Below are 2259 nucleotides of genomic sequence, written 5' to 3'. Positions count from 1 at the left end.
ACCCTTAATAATTAATAATTTAAAAATAATTATTTATTAATAAATAAATATATAATTAATATGATACAATTAATTATATAGTGATATTGTATTTAATATAATAATTTAATTATTAAGGAGTAATTATGTATATTCCTTCTAATGATTATAAACCTTCTTTAACTGAAAGTACAAGTTCTCAAACCAGTGAAGTTCAAACATCTTCACAACAGGTCAAAAATCCAACTGAAGAAACTATTGAAAAAATTGCCACTAAATCACTGCCGGCTACAGAAGAAGAGACGAAGACAATATCCTTTTCCGAAAAATCAACTAAATTTTCTAAAGGAAGATTTTTATGTTCTTATAATAGAGGAGATTTAAAAACTTCAACTTTACAAACAAACAATCTACAAAAGAAAATTTATATTAAGCTAAATGAAAAAATTGAAAAGAAATTTATTAAAAAAACTAAAAAATTATGGATAAAATTATGTAGCCAAAGTAAATCGGAAAGTTTAGTTAAGCTAACTCTATCTTGTGAAAATAAAACCGTCGACATTCTAAATGACAAAACATTAAGCAAAATAAGTCGAGAGTATCAAGAAGTACAAACAGAATTAGATGAAAAAAAAATGGAATTAAAGGATTTAAACGAGCGCTTAACTAATATAAAAAAAAGACCTTATGCAGATAAAATAAAAGAATTAGAATTATTAGAAAAATTAGACAGCCCTATAAAAACAATTGATGCTTTTTTACTAAAATTTGAACAATTTTTAGAAAAATATCAAGAAATTGATGTGAAAAAACTAACAACAGAGGAGATCGAATTTTTAAAAAAAGAACATAGTGAATTAGAAGAGGGCTATAACGATCTTAAAAAGATACTACCAGGCACTATTCAAACACTAAGCAAGCATGTGAAATCAATTAAGGGTGGTTTACCACAAAAAATTGAAACGATTTTAAATGGTATTAATACTGCTCTTCAAGGAGAAGAAGTCGAAAATTTAGATGATTCTATAAAGCAATTCAAAACAATTAAAACATCTTTCGAAGAAGCTTTAGCGGTTTATTCCGGCAAATTGAATCAAGTTCGGCAAGAGGTCGATGAAACTTGTCCTCGTTACATGAAAATTTTCCAGGAAATAAAAGAGGGAAATTTAGAAAGATATCCTGATTTTATTCAAGAGATTAAAAAAATTTTAATTAATGATAGCCGTGATCCTGTCGCTTATAAAGACGCTTTGCAAACACTAGCAGCTAATGTTATTCCCTCTATTCAATCTCAGGTGCTGGGAATAACTAATGAACTCAGAGAGAGGCTAAACAGAAAAAAAGATGTAGAAATTATTACTATAGATGATTGTCTTGCTCTAAAAACATACATTGAAGACTATTTAAAACCTCTTTTAGCGTTGACAGAACCAATGGCAAACGGAAAAGCACCCGTATTCGAAGAACTATTTAAAAATTTATTTAATCTGCTTCCTAATTCTGGTAAGGAGATGACTGCCCAAGAAATTGTATCAAAGCTTAATTCATTTCTTTTCCCAGAGGATTTTTTGAGAGTTTATCAAAATTTTATCAATAAAAATGTGGCTGAAATAGAAAAAGAATTAAATCAAGAAACTAAGATTAAAAAAGAGATTGAAGACCTAACAAATTTATTAAAAGAATTAAAAGCAAAAAAGGCTGATATTTTAGAAAGTTTTTTTAACAAACTTATGGAAAAAGAAAAAAACAACATCTCTGAATTATTAACTGGTGGTGTTGAGCAAGTTAAAAAATTTGTAGATATTTTTTTAGGCCATTACCTTGTTCATTCTCAAGAACGTTTTCCCAAACTTTTAGAAAGCCATCGAGACTTTGCTGTTAGAGTTTCTGACATGTTTGAACTAGTAAAGGATCATTTATCTGAGGAGCAATTAGGTGAAATCAAATTAGTTTTAAATGACTTTTTAACTCATCATATTACAAATCAAACAGGTGAGATTGAAGAAAGTTTAGGTACATCTCTTCATCAAAGTCAAAAAAGTTCGGAAAAGGTTACTAAACCTGCAAAGCCTTTATATAGAAAGGTTCAGGGTGCACATGAATTTGGAGATGAATTTTCAATAAAATGCCAACATGTTTGCAAACAAGTTGAAGCCCTTCTGCCTTGGTTATTCGGGAAAGGATTTGTTGCCTCGCCTCAAGCCGCGCATTTAGTCCCTTTCCCTGGAATAGTTTCTTGGGATGTTAGCTATCTATCCACACTTTTTAAGACAAGGCTTG

1 protein-coding gene is annotated in these 2259 nt (G+C 29.3%); it reads left to right on the top strand.

The window, feature by feature from the left end; all coding sequences use genetic code 11:
- Window positions 1–125 precede the first annotated feature (125 nt).
- Window positions 126–2259 (top strand): hypothetical protein (locus TY19_RS10170; RefSeq protein WP_042282258.1); only part of this gene is annotated, 2134 nt, incomplete at its 3' end.

Source organism: Candidatus Protochlamydia sp. R18 (assembly GCF_000648255.1).
In the GTDB taxonomy this organism is placed as follows: domain Bacteria; phylum Chlamydiota; class Chlamydiia; order Chlamydiales; family Parachlamydiaceae; genus Protochlamydia; species Protochlamydia amoebophila.
Note: the sequence above shows the minus strand (reverse complement) of the source record. Positions and strands in the feature narration are given on the sequence as shown.